Annotated in this window: 14 protein-coding genes and 1 pseudogene; 3 read left to right on the plus strand and 12 right to left on the minus strand. The window is 70.0% G+C overall.

Annotated features, from left to right (window positions below):
- Positions 1-275, plus strand: a pseudogene (locus CHC05_RS24585) (IS982 family transposase); the annotation flags it as partial.
- Positions 276-334: 59 nt separating this feature from the next.
- Here the strand turns inward: CHC05_RS24585 and prcA are convergent.
- From prcA to arc, 9 genes are all read right to left on the minus strand, one after another.
- A complete protein-coding gene (gene prcA / locus CHC05_RS24590; RefSeq protein ID WP_089252843.1) occupies positions 335-1180 on the minus strand; it encodes a proteasome subunit alpha in 846 nt (281 codons plus the stop codon).
- A 51-nt stretch (positions 1181-1231) separates the two neighbouring features.
- Positions 1232-2071, minus strand: coding sequence for a proteasome subunit beta (gene prcB / locus CHC05_RS24595; protein WP_179266352.1), 840 nt, complete (start codon positions 2069-2071; stop codon positions 1232-1234).
- 159 nt (positions 2072-2230) lie between these two features.
- The gene (locus CHC05_RS24600) at positions 2231-2446 is read right to left on the minus strand and encodes a ubiquitin-like protein Pup (protein WP_089252848.1); all 216 of its coding nucleotides are present in this window, start codon (positions 2444-2446) and stop codon (positions 2231-2233) included.
- Positions 2447-2600: 154 nt separating this feature from the next.
- On the minus strand, positions 2601-4118 hold the full coding sequence (gene dop / locus CHC05_RS24605) for a depupylase/deamidase Dop (RefSeq protein WP_342745675.1): 1518 nt from the start codon (positions 4116-4118) through the stop codon (positions 2601-2603).
- 174 nt (positions 4119-4292) lie between these two features.
- Positions 4293-5075: a hypothetical protein gene (locus CHC05_RS24610; protein WP_089252852.1), complete on the minus strand. Its 783-nt coding sequence runs from the start codon at positions 5073-5075 to the stop codon at positions 4293-4295.
- A 51-nt stretch (positions 5076-5126) separates the two neighbouring features.
- Positions 5127-5801 (minus strand): hypothetical protein, encoded by a 675-nt coding sequence (locus tag CHC05_RS24615; protein WP_089252854.1) that lies wholly within the window; start codon positions 5799-5801, stop codon positions 5127-5129.
- A gap of 31 nt (positions 5802-5832) precedes the next feature.
- Entirely contained in the window at positions 5833-6513 is a 681-nt protein-coding gene (locus tag CHC05_RS24620; RefSeq protein ID WP_089252856.1) for a hypothetical protein, read from the minus strand.
- Positions 6514-6544: 31 nt separating this feature from the next.
- Entirely contained in the window at positions 6545-7321 is a 777-nt protein-coding gene (locus tag CHC05_RS24625) for a hypothetical protein (protein ID WP_089252858.1), read from the minus strand.
- 98 nt (positions 7322-7419) lie between these two features.
- A complete protein-coding gene (arc, locus tag CHC05_RS24630; protein WP_089252860.1) occupies positions 7420-9201 on the minus strand; it encodes a proteasome ATPase in 1782 nt (593 codons plus the stop codon).
- Between the two features lie 189 nt (positions 9202-9390).
- Between arc and CHC05_RS24635 the strand changes: the two genes are divergently transcribed.
- Positions 9391-9690, plus strand: coding sequence for a ferredoxin (locus CHC05_RS24635; RefSeq protein ID WP_089252862.1), 300 nt, complete (start codon positions 9391-9393; stop codon positions 9688-9690).
- A 14-nt stretch (positions 9691-9704) separates the two neighbouring features.
- On the opposite strand, the gene CHC05_RS24640 is transcribed toward CHC05_RS24635, so the two are convergent.
- Genes CHC05_RS24640 through CHC05_RS24650 form a run of 3 tightly spaced genes read right to left on the minus strand, consistent with a single transcriptional unit; the run spans position 9705 to position 12339 of the window.
- Positions 9705-10280 carry a hypothetical protein gene (locus CHC05_RS24640; RefSeq protein WP_089252864.1) on the minus strand — a complete coding sequence of 192 codons (576 nt, stop codon included), beginning with the start codon at positions 10278-10280 and terminating at the stop codon, positions 9705-9707.
- On the minus strand, positions 10277-11236 hold the full coding sequence (locus tag CHC05_RS24645; RefSeq protein WP_089252866.1) for a tRNA (adenine-N1)-methyltransferase: 960 nt from the start codon (positions 11234-11236) through the stop codon (positions 10277-10279). The genes CHC05_RS24640 and CHC05_RS24645 overlap by 4 nt, the downstream gene beginning before the upstream one ends.
- Positions 11233-12339 carry a M50 family metallopeptidase gene (locus tag CHC05_RS24650; protein ID WP_089252868.1) on the minus strand — a complete coding sequence of 369 codons (1107 nt, stop codon included), beginning with the start codon at positions 12337-12339 and terminating at the stop codon, positions 11233-11235. The genes CHC05_RS24645 and CHC05_RS24650 overlap by 4 nt, the downstream gene beginning before the upstream one ends.
- Positions 12340-12454: 115 nt before the next feature.
- Between CHC05_RS24650 and CHC05_RS24655 the strand changes: the two genes are divergently transcribed.
- Positions 12455-13375 (plus strand): RecB family exonuclease, encoded by a 921-nt coding sequence (locus CHC05_RS24655; RefSeq protein ID WP_089252870.1) that lies wholly within the window; start codon positions 12455-12457, stop codon positions 13373-13375.
- Positions 13376-13387 lie beyond the last annotated feature (12 nt).

The following is a 13387-nucleotide window of genomic DNA, read 5'->3' on the forward strand; positions in this document are numbered from 1 at the left end:
GGCTGACCGAACGCGGGATCCGGCTACTACGACCCTCGTACCGCAACCGGACCCCACGACCGGACGAACACCTGCTCAAACCCGTCCGGCAACTCATCGAGTCAGTCAACGACACCCTCAAGGGCCAACTCGACCTCGAACTACACGGCGGACGCACCATCGAAGGTGTCGGTGCCCGCATCGCTCAACGACTACTCGCGATGACCGCCGCCATCTGGCACAACCGCGCAACCGGCCAGCCCGTGACCAGGTCACTCATCGCCTACGACCACTGAACCCGTTAGGAATTACTCGTCTAGGTGGGGCGGACGGCGGATCGAGTCAGGCCGCGGACCTATTCCAGGTCGGCGGAGCCGGCGCTCGAGGTCGGCTTGTCCGGGCCCTTGGCCGGCGGCTTCGGGGTGTCCTTGGAGTCCGCCGCCGTGTCGGCCGCCTCGGTGTCCGCCGGCTTGGCGGGCGACGACGACGTGGCGGCGGCGCCGTTGCCGTTGAGGAGGTCCGTCAGGACCTTGCCCGTTAGGCGGCGGAAGGTGCGGCCGCGGCGGGCGCGGTCGAGGATGGCTACCTCGAGTTGGTTGGCGGCGATTGTGCGGGCCGCGCCGCCCTCGCCTCCGACGCTGCTCAGGGCCTTGACCGCGAGTTTGACCGCGTCGGCCAGCGACATGTCGCTCTTGTGGGCGCCCTTGAGGACGTTGGCGATCGCCTCGGCCTGGCCGCCCATCGCCATGAAGCCCGGCTCGTCGTTGACCGAGCCGTCGTAGGCCAGGCGGTAGATCTGGTCGTCGGCCGGCGTCGCGCCGACCTCGGCCACGCAGATCTCGACCTCGAACGGCTTCTGCTGGTCGCTGAATATGGCACCTAGCGTCTGGGCGTAGGCATTCGCCAGGGCCAGGCCCGTCACGTCGCGGCGGTCGTAAGACAGGCCGTTGAGGTCGGCCATGCGGACGCCCGCGCGCCGTAGGTTCTCGAACTCGTTGTAGCGGCCCACGGCGGCGAAGCCGATGCGGTCGTAGATCTCGCTGATCTTGTGTAGCGAGCTCGACAGGTTCTCGGCCACGAACAGCACGCCGCCGGTGTAGGTCAGCGCCACCGCGCTGCGGCCGCGGGAGATGCCCTTGCGGGCCAGCTCCGAGCGGTCCCGCATGATCTGGTCGATGTTGGTGTAGAACTGCATCGCCACGGCGGCGCTCCTAGCGGTGGTCGAGGTCGGACAACGAAGCAACCAGCATGATCAGCCGCCCGGGTTCTCCATGCGGGCCGAGACGACCGCGTTGGCGATCGCCGCGGTCTCGTCGTCGGTCAACCGGTGGGTGCCCTCGGCCGTCGCGGTCATGACCACCGGGAAGATGCGGCGGGTCAGGTCGGGGCCGCCGGTGGCGGTGTCGTCGTCGGCCGCGTCGTAGAGGGCCTCGACCGCGAGCCGGGTCGCCTCCTCGATCGACAGGCCGGCGCGGAACCGCTTCTTGAGGGCCGCGTTGGCGAAGATCGAGCCGGAGCCGATCGCGTCGTAGCCGCGCTCCTCGTAAGGGCCGCCGGTGACGTCGTAGCTGAAGATGCGGCCGGCGCGCGCCGGGTCGTTGGCCGACAGGTCGTAGCCCGCGAACAGCGGCACCACCGCGAGGCCCTGCATCGCGGCGCCCAGGTTGCCCCGGATCATCGCGGCGAGCCGGTTGGCCTTGCCGTCGAGCGAGAGCATCGCGCCCTCGATCTTCTCGTAGTGCTCGAGCTCGACCTGGAACAGCCGCATCAGCTCGATGCCTACGCCGGCGGTGCCGGCGATGCCCACCAGCGAGTATTCGTCGGCCGGGTGGACCTTCTCGATGTCGCGGCTGGCGATCATGTTGCCCATGGTGGCGCGGCGGTCACCGGCCATGATCACGCCTTCGGCGGCGGTGATGGCCACGATCGTGGTGGCGTGCGGAGCGAGCGAGGCCGCGGAGCCCGGGGGAAGCGGACGGCGGCCGGGCAGCAGCTCGGGCGCCGCCTGGCTCAGGAACTGCGTGAACGACGAGGTGCCGGCGTTGGTGAACACGTCGGGTAGGCGCCCGGAAGGATCGAATCCCGCTGCCACGTGGTCCCTTTCAGATGTGGAGCGCCGCTTCGAGCGGCGCTGGAGCAGACTATCTTGGGCGCGACGCAGACGCGACGATGCGCGCCCACACGCCCCGGACCGCAATGGTTGCGGCGCCGCAGGACAGACCCGCCGCGCCGCACCAAACCGGACTAAAGCCTACTGGCCGCCCTTTTGGACGTACCCCCTCACGAACTCCTCGGCGTTCTCTTCGAGAACCGAGTCGATCTCGTCAAGTAGGTCGTCGACGTCTTCGGTGATCTCCTGTTGCCGTTCGGCCACCTCGGGGTTGGCCTCGGTGGTGACGTCCTCGATCTCCTCGTCGCGGCGGGCCTTGCCCGACTGCGACTGGCCGCCGCTGTCCCGAGTTGCCATGCGTGCCCTCCCTCAACAGGCCTCAACTGTGCCCTGCGAAAAACCTACCTCGCCGGTACGACAATCTGGCCCGCCGCGCGCGATGTTTCGCGCACGGCGGACGGTTCAGGGACAATGCCAGATCCCGATGGGGTACGCACGACGACGCGCCAGATCAGCCGCCGGTGATCGCCTCGAGCAGGTCCTTGGCGCTCGGGCAGCGGTCGAACAGGGCCCCGACGTGCTTCTTCGTGCCCCGCTCGGGCTCCATCATGGGCACCCGGACCAGCGACTCGCGCCCGACGTCGAAGATCACCGAATCCCAGGACGCGGCGACCACCTCGGACGGATACTGCGCGAGGCACCGCCCACGGAAGTACGCGCGGGTGTCCTCGGGCGGCTCCACCATGGCCGTACGCGTCTCCTCGTCGGTCAGCAGCGTCTGCATCGCACCGCGGGCGACCAACCGGTGGTAGAGGCCCTTCTCCGGGCGCACGTCGCTGTACTGCAGGTCGATGAGCTGCAGCTTCGGCGACGCCCACTGCAGGTTCTCGCGGTCGCGGTAGCCCTCCAGCAGGCGCAGCTTGGCCACCCAGTCGAGCTCGTCCTGTGCGGACATCGGGTCGCGGCCGAGCTTGTCGAGGATGGCCTCCCAGCGCTCGAGCACCTGCACGGTGTCGGCGTCGGTGTCGGTGCCGTAGCGGTCGTCGCAGAACGCCTTGGCCCGCTCGAAGTAGGCCCACTGCAGGTCGAGCGCGGTCAGCCGGCGCCCGTCGCGCAGCCGCATGCGGTGCGTCAGCGTGGTGTCGTGGCTGACGGCCTTGAGCTCGGCCACCGGGTCGGCGATGCCGAGGTCGGGCGTGAGCACCTTCTCCTCGATCATCGTGAGCACCAGGGACGTGGTGCCGACCTTGAGGAAGGTGGAGATCTCCGACAGGTTGGCGTCACCGATGATCACGTGCAGTCGCCGGTATTTGTCGGCGTCGGAGTGCGGCTCGTCGCGGGTGTTGATGATCGGGCGCTTCAGCGTGGTCTCCAGCCCGACCTCGACCTCGAAGAAGTCGGCGCGCTGGGTGAGCTGGTAGCCCGGCTGCGACCCGTCCTGCCCGATGCCGACCCGGCCGGCGCCGGTGAACACCTGGCGGGTCACGAAGAACGGGGTCAGATAGGCGACGATGTCGGCGAACGGGGTCTGCCGCCGCATGGAGTAGTTCTCGTGAGCGCCGTACGACGCGCCCTTGTTGTCGGTGTTGTGCTTGTAGAGGTGGATCGGGTGCGTGCCCGGGATGGTCGCGGCCCGGCGGGACGCCTCGGCCATCACCCGCTCGCCGGCCTTGTCCCAACGGACCAGGTCCATCGGGTTGGTGACCTCGGGCGTCGAGTATTCGGGGTGCGCGTGGTCGACGTACAACCGGGCGCCGTTGGTCAAAATGACGTTGGCCAGCCCGAGGTCCTCGTCGGCGAGCGCCTCCGCGGGGTCATAGGCGGCGCCGGAGTAGGTGAAGCCCCGCGCGTCCCGCAGGGGCGACTCCTCCTCGTAGTCCCAGCGCGCCCGCCCACCGCGGGTCAGCTCGGGTCGCGCCCCGTAGGCATTGACGACCTGCGAGGACGTCACCATCGGGTTGGCTCCGGCCTGGCCCGGCACCGAGATCCCGTATTCGACTTCGGTGCCCATGATTCGCCGTACCGTCACGTCGCCACCTCGTTCCGCTGCCCCATGACGTCAAAGCGTAGTCCGACCAGACCCCCGCCCGCCCCCGGGCCGCGTGCGAATCTCCGGCACCGGTGCTCGACAGCCGCACCAAAGGACCCAGCACGCACCACGCGCCGGGGGTACGCAGACCCCCGGCGCGGCGCGAACGGCGGCCTAGAAGTAGGCGTACTGCTCCTCGGTGGCGTCCTCGACGTCCTTGGCCTCCGGGCGGTCGACCGTGGCGGGCTCACCCAGCGCGGTCAGCTGGATCTCCGACACCATGTCGCCCATGGATGCGGTCTCGATGGTGTACGAGAGGTCGGTCAGCCGGCCTTCGGCGTCGACGGTGACCGAGTACGGCACCGCGGAGCCGTTGGTCGCCAGCCGGGACACGGGCTCGAGCTGGCCCTTGGCCTTGTCCGGCGCGGCCTCGACGGCCTTCTTGATGTCGGCGATGCCCGTGTAGGTCACCGAGCCCGCGGCCACGCCGTCGCGCTTCTCGGCGGTGACCACCCCGCCGAGCAGGCCGGAGTGCTGGGTGATGTCGAGCGAGTTGCGCATCGGGCTCGACGCGTTGAGCTTGGAGACCTGCAGCCGCAGGTAGGGCTTCTTGCCCGTCTGGCCGGACTTGATGAAGAGGTCGTCGCCGAGCTTCACCACCTCGACCGGGGTCTGCATCCCCTCCAGCGCGATCACCATGGCATCGGCGGCCAGGTCGACCCGCGCGGTCATGTCGAGGCTCTGCTGCTTGCCGACCGAGATGTGGGCGGTCATCGTGAAGGACTTCGCGTCGAAGCTCCGCTGGAACGACTCCTTGACGACGGTGACGGCGTCACGGGCGTCGGCGGTGGGTGACGGCGAGGAGGAAGGCGGTGCGGCGGGCTCGGCGGCCGGCGTGGCACAGCCGGCGACAAGGAGGACGCCGGTCAGGGCGAGAACAGGAAGGGATCGAAACACCGGGACACATTAGCGATCTTGAAGATCACGTGCTGACCCATTTGGCGTACGTCACTGGTGGTAGAAGGCGTCGTCGGCCGGCTCGATGTCGCGGCCCGGCGGCAACGGCGGCCGCACCCAGCGGCCGTGCTCGCTGAGCCGGAGGGTGACCCGACCCCCCTGCCACTCGGTCAACTCGACGAGTCGGCCCCTGGCGTCGAGCGTGGCCTCGAAGGGCACGGCCAGGTCGACCGGCCGCGACGGCGCCTCCAGTCGGGTCGCGGCGAGGCCGCGGGTGCGGTCGAGCACGCCGGTGTAGTGCCGGGCGCCGGTGCGCTTTGCCGTGAACACGCCGTAGAGGTCGCGCGGTGCGAGCCACCGGTCCACGTCGTACACGACGGCCTCGGGTCGGTCCGCCAGCCGGGACAGCTCGAAGCGCACCCACGTCCCGTCGCCTTTCGGCACGTAGCCACGGTCGGCGACGCGGATCCCGGCGAGCTCACCGTACGCCCGCAGCACCACCACCTGGCGGGCCGGCGAGACCGTGGCCGTGATGTCGGCCGCGCGGACCCCGCCGTCGACATCGGTGGTGTGGGATTCGATGTGGAACGACCCGCTCAGCGTGCGGTCGGCCGCCTGCCGCAACGCCACGACCGGGTCGTCGGACAACGCGGCCCGCGCCGTGTCGGGCGCGCCGACCAGCGCCAGCAGCACCCACGTGACGAACAGGAGCGCGCGCTGACGCATGCCGCGACGCTAACGCCTGCGGGCAACCGCCTTACCGGTCGTGGAACTCGGCGGCCGCCTGCTTGAACTGCCCGGGTGGTCGGTCGGTGACCGGAGCGCCGAGATCGGTGAGCTGGATCCGGCGCTGGGTGATCGTGGTGCCGGCCCGCACTGAGTACCAGAACGCGGCGAGGCATCCGTCCCGCGAGATCAGGGCCACGAACCCGACGTCCGTCGGGTCGTCCGCCGTGGCGGCGAGCCCGGCCCAGTAGGACTGGTTCACGACCGGAATGTCGGTGGCCAGCCTCATCAGGTCGATGACGCCGTTGACCGTGACGATCCCGACGGCGGTCGTCGCGGTGGCGCTTACGACGCCGTAGAGCGCGCCCAGGAACGGTTCGAGGTTGAAGGGCTCCAGCATCGGGCTGTCCGGGGCCAGCTGGTCGGCCGAGAACCTCGACCAGCCAGGGCTGTCCGACTCGCGCCGGTAGATCTCGTCCCCGACCTTGATCATCTCTGGACCGTCGGGCGCGGGCCGCACCCACATCACCCCGGAGGCGGCGCTCACCGATCCCTCGACGCCGGTGTTCACGGTCGAGCCTGGTTCCTCGGCGAGCGAGTCGACCGTGACGTCGGTGAGGAACCGTATCGTCGCGGCTCCGAAGGTACGCCGCGATGCCGCCTGGAGGACGGCAATGACGGACGGAGTGGCACCGGCGGACGAGTCCACCACACTCGGGACGGCCGCTCCCCTTCGCGGCCGGTCAGACGGTGACGAGGTCATCCGCAGCCGCTTCGTCGAACTCGCCCGGTCCGGGCACGGCCAGGTCCAGCGGCTCGCCGAGCTTCCGGTAGTCGAGGTGCGTCACGCCGCGACCCGCGGGGGTGTCGATGGTGTACTCCAGCAGCAGCAGCCGGCCCTCGTCGTCGAGCTGGGCGCGGAACGGCACCGCCGTGGCGTTCTCCGCGATTCGCGCCGCGGCGGTCAGTGCCGCCCGCGCGTTCGGCGCGGCGGCCTCGGCCGCGGCCGCGAGGTCGGCGAACCCGGTGTACTCGGTGGCGAGCCGCTCCTGCTCCCGTGTCGCCGACCGCACGCCATCGAGGATTCCGGACTGCGCGGTCGGGTCGAACTGCGACCGGAGAGGGCTGGTCTCGGGGAGCGTGGCGACGTTGAGCCGGGTCCAGCGCTGCTCGCCGCCCTTCCGGGCGAAGACCTGGTCACCGGCCTTCAGCGTCTCGACGACCGTGTCGTCCACCCAGTTGACCGCCGTCACGGAGAACAGGTCGCGGCGCAGGTCCCCCCGCCCGGTCAGCCGCAGGACCTGCGTCGGCCCGACCGACACGGTCGCGGTCAGCTCGAACGTTCCGGCGGCGATGTTCCGGGCGTACGAGGTGCGCAGCGCGGTCACCGGGTCGAGGAGGTAGCCCGCCCGGATGGGCGGCGGGCCGGCCGGGCCGGCGGGACGGGCAACCGCACTGGCATAACCGCCGGCGAGACAGACGGCGACCAGGGCGAGGGCGAGCAGCGAACGACGAAGCACGGCCGTACCCTAGCGATCTTGAAACGCCCCGGACGCCGAGGGCCGGAAAGCGAGAGCGGGGCGACACCCGGAGGTGTCGCCCCGCTGTGGAGATCTCGCTACAGGTACTGACCGGTGTTGCTGGCCGTCTCGATGGAGCGGCCGGCCTCGGTGCCCTTGCCGCCGGAGACGAGCGTGCGGATGTAGACGATCCGCTCGCCCTTCTTGCCGGAGATGCGGGCCCAGTCGTCGGGGTTGGTGGTGTTGGGCAGGTCCTCGTTCTCGCGGAACTCGTCGACGCAGGCGTCCAGCAGGTGCTGGAGGCGCATGCCCTTGCGGCCGGAGGCGAGGAACTCCTTGATCGCCATCTTCTTGCCCCGGTCGACGATGTTCTGGATCATCGCGCCGGAGTTGAAGTCCTTGAAGTAGAGGACCTCCTTGTCACCGTTGGCATAGGTGACCTCGAGGAACCTGTTCTCTTCGGACTCGGAGTACATCCGGAGCACGACCGCCTCGATCATCGCTTCGACCGTGGCCTGGTTGTCGCCGCCGTGCTCGGCCAGGTCGTCGCCGTGCAGCGGCAGGCCGGCCAGGATGTACTTGCTGAAGATGTCCTTCGCCGCCTCGGCGTCCGGACGCTCGATCTTGATCTTCACGTCGAGTCGGCCAGGCCGCAGGATGGCGGGGTCGATCATGTCCTCGCGGTTGGACGCGCCGATCACGATGACGTTCTCGAGCCCCTCGACGCCGTCGATCTCCGACAGCAGCTGCGGGACGATCGTGTTCTCCACGTCGGAGGAGACGCCGGAGCCGCGGGTGCGGAACACCGAGTCCATCTCGTCGAAGAAGACGATCACCGGGGTGCCCTCGCCGGCCTTCTCACGGGCCCGCTGGAACACCAGCCGGATGTGTCGCTCGGTCTCGCCGACGTATTTGTTGAGCAGCTCTGGACCCTTGATGTTGAGGAAGTAGCTGGTGTGCTTCTCCTCGCCACGCCGCTCGGCGATCTTCTTCGCCAACGAGTTGGCGACCGCCTTGGCGATCAGGGTCTTGCCGCAACCGGGCGGTCCGTAGAGCAGGATGCCCTTCGGCGGCCGCAGCTGGTGCTCGCGGAACAGGTCGGCGTGCAGGAACGGCAGCTCCACCGCGTCGCGGATCGCCTCGATCTGCGTGTGCAGGCCACCGATGTCCTCGTAGCCGACGTCGGGGACCTCCTCGAGGACGAGCTCCTCGACCTCGCTCTTCGGGATCCGCTCGTACGCGTACGACGAGCGGGGCTCGATCATGAGCGAGTCACCGCTGCGCAGGGCGGCACCGATGAGCGACTCGGCCAGGTGGACGATCCGCTCCTCGTCAGCGTGGGAGATCACCAGAGCGCGGTCACCAGCACCGCCACTCGGGTTTTCCAGGATCTCCTTCAGCATGACGACCTCACCGACCCGCTCGTAGCCGAACGCGTCGACCACGTTGAGCGCGTCGTTGAGCAGGACCTCCTGGCCGCGCTTGAGCTCCTCTGTGTCGATCGAGGGCGACACGGCCACGCGCAGCTTGCGACCGCCGGTGAACACGTCCACCGTGCCGTCGTCGTGGCGGGTCAGGAAGACTCCGTAACCGCTCGGCGGCTGAGCCAGGCGGTCGATCTCTTCCTTGAGTGTGACGATCTGGGCCCGAGCCTCTTTGAGGGTCGTGACGAGCCGCTCGTTGTTTTCGGACACTCGGGCCAGCTGCGCCTGCGTTGCCGCGAGCCGCTCCTCGAGCTGACGGACGTGTCGGGGGCTCTCTGTGAGCCTGCGCCGCACCAGAGCGAGTTCCTCTTGAAGGAACGCGACCTGGGTGGAGAGATCGTGGGTCTCCTTCTCCCACCGTGCGGCGCGCGCATCCGCGTCGTCGCTGCGTGCCACGTCCCACCTCCCCGGGGGGCTAAAAACGTTCTGTCATAACACTAACCGCTCCGACGACGATTTAGACCCAGGCAACACCCTCGTCACTGACTCTTGATCTCGAAGATTTGGTGTTCGTCACTGCGGACGAGCCACAAAACCTCCGTCGGGTACGGTCAGAACGTACGAACGTAGCTCGCGGGAGGCCAAGTGACGACTCAGACCGAGACTGATCAGTTGCGGGTCTGGGTGGACCAGGATCTGTGCACCGGTGACGGGCTCTGCGTGCAGTACGCGCCCGACGTGTTCGAGTTCGACATCGACGGCCTGGCGTACGTGAAGGACGCATCCGGAGAGCTCCAGCTGTCACCTGGTGTCCGGGTCGACGTGCCCGCCCACCTGCGGCTGGACGTGCTCGACTCGGCCAAGGACTGCCCGGGCGAGTGCATCCACGTGATGCGCGGCGACTCCGACGACGAGGTCGCCGGCCCGAACGCCCCGGTCGAGTAGCTTTTGCCGCCGTCTCACAAGGTGGGACGGCCGACCAGCGAGGCGACCAGCCGGGCGAAGTCCTCCAGGCGGGCGATCTGCCCCGCTCCCCCGTCGTCGAGCGTCTTGCCGAACCGCAGCGCGTCGTGCCGGGGCGCCTGGGCGCCCTCGTCGCCCGCCCCGGCCTCGTCCATCGAGCTGAGCAGCAGGTAGACGTCGATCGAGTCGGTGCGCGCCTGGCCGCTCGGTGACCTTGAAAGCCGCCGCCGGCAGCCCACCTCGGTGACCGTCGAGAGCGGCACGACCCGCAGCGACGAGGTCATCGACCCGGCCGGACCGTCGGTGGGCGGCACGTCCTCGCCGTGCCAGAGCACCAGGCGGCTGCCGTCGCAGACCACGACCTCCTGCCACACCCCGTTGACCTCGTTGACGAACCGCTCCAGCGTGAAGCACACGACCGTGGCGCCGTTGAGCACGCCGCCCAGGGCCTCCAACGCGACGTCGGGGTCGCGCAGGTAGGCCCGGGCGGCGGAGTCCAGGTCGGGGTACGGGGACCAGTCCGGGAAGACGGCGGGCAGGTCGTTGCCGCCGCCGAACGAGGGCCGGCTCATCTCGGCTCGTCCCGCTGCCCGGCCGCCCCGTTGCCCGGCTGCTCCTCCGGCGCCCGGGACGCGGCCTTGCGTATCGCATATGCCTCTTGGCCCTTGGAGGGTTTCCGCCGGCGCGGCGGGGCGATCACGCCCGGGGCCAGCTTGCGCGCCGAGACCAGGAAGGCCGTGTGCGCGATCATGCGGTGGTCGGGGCGCACGGCCAGGCCCTCGGCGTGCCAGTCGCGCACCAGGGACTCCCAGGCGCGCGGCTCGGTGAAGCCGCCCTTCTCGCGCAGCGCCTCGACCAGGTCGGAGAGCTGCGTGGTGGTGGCGACGTAGCCGATGAAGACCCCGCCCGGCACCAGCGCGCGGGAGATCAGGTCGACCGCGTCCCAGGGCGCGAGCAGGTCGAGGATGATCCGGTCGAAACCGGTGTCGGTGCAGTTCAGGACGTCGTCGTTGCGCAGGGTCCAGGCCGGGTGCGGGCCGCCGAAGAAGGACTCGACGTTCCGGCGGGCGATGGCGGCGAAGTCCTCGCGGAGCTCGTACGAGATCAGGTCGCCGGACGGGCCGACAGCGCGGAGCAGCCAGCTGGCCAGGGCACCGGAGCCGGCGCCGGCCTCCAGCACGCGGGCGCCGGGGAAGATGTCGCCCATCGTGACGATCTGGCCGGCGTCCTTGGGGTAGATCACCTGGGCGCCGCGGGGCATGGAGAGCACGTAGTCGGACAGCAGCGGCCTGAGCGCCAGGTATTCGGTGCCGCCGGCGGAGCGGACCACGGAGCCGTCCGGCAGGCCGATCAGCGCGTCGTGGGCGAGCGCGCCGCGGTGGGTGTGGAACTCGCGACCCGGTTCGAGCGTGACGGTGTGCATGCGACCCTTGGGGTCGGTGAGCTGGACGCGTTCGCCGACCCGGAAGGGGCCCCGGTTGCGCGGGGTGGTGTCGGGATCGGTGTGTTCGGTGGTGGTGGAGTTCACGTCCTCGTCTTTCCGTTGGGCTCGAGCAGCTGCGCCAGGTCTGACAGGCGCAGCACACCGACCACATCTTCGCCCGAAGTGACCAGATACTGCGAGCCCGGGTTGCGCTGGACGGTCGTGATCACCTGATCGCCGCTCGTGCCGACGGGGATGGTGGGCACGCCGTCGATGCCCCGGGCGACGGTGTCGACGGAGACCCAGGGGCGGCGCTCCAGGGGTACGGCCTCCAGGGCGGCCTTGTCGACCAGCCCGACCAGGCGCCCCGCGGAGTCCGCGGTGGCCAGCGCGTAGTCCTGGCTGCCGGCGGCGAGGGCCAGCCGCTGCGCCTCGGCCAGCGGGGTGCCGCTGCGCACGGTGAACACCGGCCGGGCCAGCCTGCGCAGGTCGATGAGCGGGAAGCGGCGGCTGATCCGGGCGAACCGGATGCTCTGGCCGGCGCCCTGCCAGAGGGTCAGCGCGATCAGCAGCATGAAGACGAGCCCGAACAGCGACAGGATGTCGAAGTACGCCAGCGCGGCCACGGTGATCGCCACCGCGACGGCGAGCCCGCGGCCGGTCCAGCCGGCGACCTCGGTGCCGATGTGGCGGTCCTTGGAGACCCACCAGACGATCGCCCGCAGGGCGCGGCCGCCGTCCAGCGGCAGGCCCGGGAGCACGTTGAAGATCGCGACCACGACGTTGCTGAAGGCGACCTGGAAGCTGAGCTCGTTCCAGAGGGTGCCGTCGGGTAGGGCCAGCGTCAGGCCGACCGCGCCCGCGCCGAGCACCAGGGAGACCGCCGGCCCCGCGAGCGAGACCAGCAGGTCGACCCGGGGGTTCGGCGCGTCGCGGTCCATCTCGGTGTAGCCGCCGAGCAGCTCCAGGGTGATCCCCTTCACCCCGATACCGAAGCGCCGGGCGGTGATCGCGTGGCCGAGCTCGTGGAGCAGGACCGAGACCAGCAGGCAGACGACGAAGCCGAAGCCGACCAGGTAGCCGGCGGGGACGCTGAGGTCGAGCTGCTGCCGGACGAAGTTGCCGTAGAGCAGCGTGATCAGCCCGGCGAGCAGAAGCACGGAAGGATTGAGGTACAGCGGGACACCCCAGAGGCGCCCGACCACCATGCCGGGTCGCCGCTCGGGGCGATCATCACCGCTCGCGTTGTCTGCCATCGTATCGATGCTATCGACACGACCCGCCCGCGCGGATTCGTCGTACCCCTCGTTTAGCGTCTGGGGCATGACAACGCAGGCTGTGTCCCTCGAACCGCACGACGAGGCGCCGGTTCATCCCACGCTGTCCCCCTCCCGTGCGGCCGACTTCAAGACCTGCCCGCTGCTCTACCGGTTCCGCACGATCGACCGCCTGCCGGAGACCCAGACCCCTGACCAGGCCCGCGGCACGCTGGTGCACGCGGTGCTGGAGAGGCTGTTCGACCTGCCCGCCGCCGACCGCACCGCCGCGGCGGCCGCCTCGCTCGTCGGGCCGGAGTGGTCGCGGATGGTCGAGGAGGTGCCCGCGCTCGCCGAGCTGTTCGACGACGGCCCGCCGGCGCTGGTGCCCGACGCCGCCGTCGACGTCGTCCGGCCCTGGACCACCGACGACTTCCTGGCCTCGGCCCGGTCGCTGCTCGACGGCTACTTCACGGTGGAGGACCCGCGCCGGCTCGAGCCCGCCGAGCGGGAGACGCTGATCAGCGCGCTGGTCGACGACCAGTTGCTGATCCGGGGCTACATCGACCGCCTCGACGTGTCGCCGAGCGGCGACCTGCGGGTGGTCGACTACAAGACCGGCGGCGCGCCCCGCGAGGCCTTCGAGGCCCGGGCGCTCTTCCAGCTCAAGTTCTACGCGCTGGTCCTCTGGCGCACCCGGGGCGTCGTGCCCCGCGTGCTGCGCCTGCTCTACCTGAAAGACCAGGAGATCTGCGACTACTCCCCCGACGCCGACGAGTTGGCGCGCTTCGAACGCACGCTGCTGGCGCTGTGGCAGGCGATCGAGCGGGCCAAGGAGGCCAAGGAGTTCCAGCCCAAACCGAGCCGACTATGCGGCTGGTGCGCCCACCAGGCGCTCTGCCCGTCCTTCGGCGGCACCCCACCGCCATACCCGGTGCCTCAACAGCGCGAGGCGGCCGAGGTCGTGACCCCAGGAGCCGACGACTAGGGGCCTGTCCTG

The organism is Asanoa hainanensis, from assembly GCF_900188485.1.
GTDB classification, from domain to species: Bacteria; Actinomycetota; Actinomycetes; order Mycobacteriales; family Micromonosporaceae; genus Asanoa; species Asanoa hainanensis.

Bases quoted from the DNA above. Each gene is read 5' to 3' on its own strand.
- CHC05_RS24600 (WP_089252848.1), bottom strand. From the start codon at position 2,446: ATGGCAACTCGGGACAGCGGCGGCCAGTCGCAGTCGGGCAAGGCCCGC.
- CHC05_RS24615 (WP_089252854.1), bottom strand. From the start codon at position 5,801: ATGCGTCAGCGCGCGCTCCTGTTCGTCACGTGGGTGCTGCTGGCGCTG.
- CHC05_RS24640 (WP_089252864.1), bottom strand. From the start codon at position 10,280: ATGAGCCGGCCCTCGTTCGGCGGCGGCAACGACCTGCCCGCCGTCTTC.
- CHC05_RS24650 (WP_089252868.1), bottom strand. From the start codon at position 12,339: ATGGTGGTCGGGCGCCTCTGGGGTGTCCCGCTGTACCTCAATCCTTCC.
- CHC05_RS24655 (WP_089252870.1), top strand. From the start codon at position 12,455: ATGACAACGCAGGCTGTGTCCCTCGAACCGCACGACGAGGCGCCGGTT.